General features: G+C 56.4%; 4 protein-coding genes. 3 read left to right on the top strand and 1 reads right to left on the bottom strand.

Features of this window, described 5'->3' with window-relative positions; translation table 11 throughout:
• The 3 genes from AC1D1X_RS16570 to AC1D1X_RS16560 all read left to right on the top strand — a co-directional run.
• Positions 1 to 910, top strand: a 910-nt coding sequence (locus AC1D1X_RS16570) for a DesA family fatty acid desaturase (RefSeq protein WP_477698680.1), incomplete at its 5' end; no start/stop codon positions are given.
• Between the two features lie 723 nt (positions 911 to 1,633).
• The gene (locus tag AC1D1X_RS16565; RefSeq protein ID WP_477698679.1) at positions 1,634 to 3,409 is read left to right on the top strand and encodes a linalool dehydratase/isomerase domain-containing protein; all 1,776 of its coding nucleotides are present in this window, start codon (positions 1,634 to 1,636) and stop codon (positions 3,407 to 3,409) included.
• A 127-nt stretch (positions 3,410 to 3,536) separates the two neighbouring features.
• Positions 3,537 to 3,935, top strand: a complete 399-nt coding sequence (locus tag AC1D1X_RS16560) for a diacylglycerol kinase family protein (RefSeq protein ID WP_477647988.1) — start codon at positions 3,537 to 3,539, stop codon at positions 3,933 to 3,935.
• Between the two features lie 285 nt (positions 3,936 to 4,220).
• Here AC1D1X_RS16560 and rpmG read toward each other — a convergent pair whose 3' ends face one another.
• Positions 4,221 to 4,388 carry a 50S ribosomal protein L33 gene (gene rpmG, locus AC1D1X_RS16555; protein ID WP_007863188.1) on the bottom strand — a complete coding sequence of 56 codons (168 nt, stop codon included), beginning with the start codon at positions 4,386 to 4,388 and terminating at the stop codon, positions 4,221 to 4,223.
• Positions 4,389 to 4,410 lie beyond the last annotated feature (22 nt).

Below are 4,410 nucleotides of genomic sequence, written 5' to 3'. Positions count from 1 at the left end.
GGCTTACGGCATCAAGAAGGTTTTCTGGGAAGGCGCCGAGCTGTACCGTGCCGAAAGCAAAAACAAGGAAACTATGGCCAAGTTCGGCCACGGCACGCCCAATGACTGGATTGAGCGCAACGTCTACACCCGCTATAGCTGGCAGGGCGTGGGCCTGATGATGATCATCGACCTGGCGCTCTTCGGTGCTGCAGGCCTGGCTGTCTGGGCCGTGCAAATGGCCTGGATCCCCGTGACGGCGGCCGGTATCATCAACGGCATTGGTCACTATTGGGGCTATCGCAATTTTGAGGCGCCTGATGCCAGCACCAACATTTCGCCCTGGGGCATCATGATTGGCGGCGAAGAGCTGCACAACAACCATCACACCTACCCGACGTCGGCCAAGTTCTCGGTCAAGCCCTACGAATTCGACATCGGCTGGGTGTATATCCGTGCCATGGAAAAAGTAGGCCTGGCCTCCGTCAAGAAGGTCCCCCCCAAGCTCCAGCTGGGTTCCATCCAGCCTGTGGCAGATGAAAAAACCCTGGAAGCCCTGATCGCCCATCGCTACGAAGTCATGGCGGGTTTCGCGCGCGAACTGCGCCGCGCCGGCAGGGCCGAACTCGAAGTGCTGAAGGCCAAGAAAGCCGACGTGTCCGTGTTGCGCGCAGCCAATCGCTGGCTGCACCGCGATGACGACAAGGTGCCGGCCGCCGCCAAACCCCAGCTGGCGCAGGCCCGCGCCGAACACCCCGTGCTGGACAAGATGGTCACCATGCGGGAAGAACTGCGCCAGATGTGGCTGACCACTTCCGCTTCCCGTGAGCAGCTGGCTGCGGACCTGCAGGCCTGGTGCCACCGTGCTGAGGAAAGCGGTATCGCCGCCTTGCGCGAATTCTCGATGAAGCTGCGGGCTGCCCGCACCTGACCTGACGCTACATATCCGACCTGGTCACCCGGTCGAAACTTCAAGGCCGCTTCCGGAGAAATCCAGCAGCGGTTTTTTATTGTTCGGCGCAAAGTACGAGTTCCATGATCGAGCGCCCCAAGATTTGGTAATGGTAGGGTCGCTACCAGCGCCCTGATCAGGGCGTCCGAGATTAGTCATCTTCTGCACACAGAAGAGCCTTCTCACGTGAATTGCGCTGAACCTGACACGCTCTCGAGGTGAAAGCGCTGTCCCACATTCGACAGCTGGTGGTCGCGCCCACTGACGAGCCAAACGCTGCCAACGGCAGGTCGTAGTGCGTGAGGTTCTTCCTCCAGGAAGCCGGCTGTTTGCCAATACTCGAGGCAAGAATGGCGGAAACAGCGGCGCACTTGATGCAGATTCACACACCCGAAACTCAAAACGGGCTATTGGGTCGATGCAGCGCAATTGATCTCGACTTCACACCCACTTCATACAGTTCATCAAGACCTCACAGGCGCGTATCAGACTGCACCTATCGAAAGCCGAGTGCATCAACCTGGTGTTTTCATTTCGAAGAAAGGTCGGTCTGTGAGTTCAATCCGTAGCGTCGCTACTCTTCCGCCATACACACGAATTTTCGGTCCGGTAACGACAAGAAAGACTGTCCGACTTTTAATACTGTATCTGCTGCTCGTTACGGGCGGCTCGGCTTTGCTGCTTTTCGGGCATCAGGATGGCTTGCAGATTTTCGGCTTGGGGTTGATGGTGCCGGGCGGCGGATTTCTGGCGCACGCCGATATCTGCACAGGCAGTGGCATAGGTCATATAGCCGCCTGGCTGTGCTCGGTTGGTGCCTTGGCGTTTGCGCTGTTGGTCTGGTTTGGCACGGGCAATGTGTTGCTGCCTCCGCTTGTTTGGCTCGGTTCGGCGTTTTGGGCCGCGAGCATGAGCCATGGTGCAATTCAGCCAGGTGTGGTTCTTAATGTGTACTGCGTGCTCGCGCTGTTTGCTGCGGCGGGCTGCCTGTCGATGCTGGCCTGGTTTATGTTTTCAGGCCGGCAAAGGCGCATCGATAACGATTACCTGGTCCGACAAATGGCTCGATTGGACGTGATCTTCACAGCCCAACCATCAAGGCAAAAACCGGAAATGTCTTTGGCGCATCTGCGTCGTCTGAGGTTCGCACTCGATCGGGCTCTGCAACCTTTCGATGAATTTTCGGGATTCGAGCAACGCGATCAATTTCAGACGGCGGCGCTTCGGTATCAAGTCAACTTTCTGGCTTATGGCATTGCCTTGACGCAGGCACGCTTCACGCCTGCGTTAGGCGGGTACATGAGCGACGCGCAAAGCAGGTTGCTGAACAAGCAGACACAGCATCGTGCATGGGCCTACTGGTCGCTGGAAAATCTATGGGGAAACTTGCGGTGGAACTCCGACCCTGCTGCCCGTGAAAACATCATGTACACGGGCTTCGTGGCGCTGCAGATGGCCTTGTTCCAGGCCAGCACAGGAGGTCAGGAGTTTTCGAAAAAAGGTGCCTTTACGCTGGTGCATCCGAACGGAAAACGCTACGAACACAGTTTTGAGTCCTTGCTGTCCAGTTTGGAAAAAGAATACGAACGTTCACCCTTCTATTTGATGGCCTGCGAGCCCAACTGGGTCTATCCCCTGTGCAACACAATGGGAGCCGCGGCATTGCGTGCCCACGATGCGCAGTACGGTCAGATGAAATGGGCCGGTCACGCGCCAGAGTTCCGCCGGCATCTGGACGCGGAGTTTCTGGATGGCATGGGTCGCTACGTGCCATGCCGTTCTACGTACACGGGATTGGCCTTGCCGRCCATTGGTGGTGCAATGCCCCTGGCGATGCCCTGCTACTTTTTGAATGCGCTGGAACCTGACCTGGCGCGTCGCCAATGGCTGTTGTTGAGACGTCAGCTGTTCGATAGTCGTGAGGGACTTCGACGCAGTGAATTCTGGCCCATCGATACGGGAAACTATGGTTTCTCAAGAGGGAGTGCTTACGCGGCGACGGCCTTGGCGGCGGTAGAGTTGGGCGATGAGTGTGTGTATCAAAACTGCATGGATGCCCTGGAGTACGAGTGTCCAACTACTCTCAGTCATGGGGTCGCCCACAGGAATAAGGCCTCGGTATGGGCGCATGGTGTCGAGCTGATGGCGCACTCGGGAGGGCACGACAGCTTTCGAAACCTGATCAGTAACCCGCTTCCATCAAAAGGTCCCAGATTGGAACCCCTGTCCTATCCCGATGTGCTGGTTGCAGCTGCGCACTTCGATGCTGTGAGCAGCTCTTTGCAGGCGGTGCTGTACGGCGGAGCCGGTGATGGCATTAAGAGCTTGGGCGTGTCGGGCTTGCGTCCGTTGGCACCTTATCGGGTCACAGGCGCATGCCTGACGCAGGTTCTGGCTGATGACATGGGAAATGTGTGCTTGCAGATTCCGCTTGCTGGGCGCACCTGTTTGACGCTGGAGCCGGCCGGCGCGCTGTGATGGGTTGCTGTATTTTGATGGCCACGGTATGGGGCTGCTTGTATGGGTTGCAGGTTATGCAGGTGTGCACTGTTCGACGTTCATGTGTTGCCCAGGCTTGGCGCTTGGTAAACAGGAAGGATGGGAAATGAAAGAAGTCCCTCATGCCCGCGCAGCGCAACGATTCACTCTGGTCGCACGCCTCAAGAGCTTTGGTTATGCCTTCGAGGGGATTGCCTTGATGCTTAAAACACAGCACAACGCATGGCTGCATCTCATCGCCACAATACTAGTGACGGGGCTGGCCGGTTGGTGCCGAGTGGACGCCGGCGATTGGCGCTGGCTGATTGGTGCGATGACCATGGTTTGGATGGCAGAGGCCATGAACACTGCAGTGGAGTCGCTCTGCGATGTTGTGTCGCCACAATATTCATTGGCGGTCAAATGCGCAAAGGATCTTGCTGCCGGCGGCGTGTTAATTGCGGCTTGCGCAGCAGCGGCAACCGGTGTCATAACCTTCTGGCCCTATTTGGGAGATGGCCTATAAGTTTCCGTCGGTGGCCCTGCTCTTGGAGTTAGCCTGAGTTGGTTGCGGAGGTGGCTTGCCGGGTGATTGCGCTGTGCGTGACGCGCCCGCCTTTAAAGACTTGAATCACAGATGGAGCTTATGTGGATCAGATTTCGACAGGATTCAAACAAGCCGCGTAGCAACCTGCTTATTTGGTGGGAGTTTTGCTTTCTAAACCTCAAAAAATAAAGGACACCGAAGTGTCCTTTTCTGAATGTGCAGACCGGGCGGGTAGTTATTAACTACGCACGGACTCGTAACTATTTATTTCAGCTTGATTTCTTTGTATTCCACGTGCTTGCGTGCCTTGGGATCAAATTTCATGATCAGCATCTTGTCGGGCGTGGTTTTCTTGTTTTTGGTGGTCGTATAGAAATGACCCGTGCCGGCAGTCGATTCCAGCTTGATTTTTTCGCGTGCGCCTTTAGCCATGATGCTTCTCCTTAGACTTCAC

The organism is Polaromonas sp. P1_G4 (genome assembly GCF_056405475.1).
Note: the sequence above shows the minus strand (reverse complement) of the source record. Positions and strands in the feature narration are given on the sequence as shown.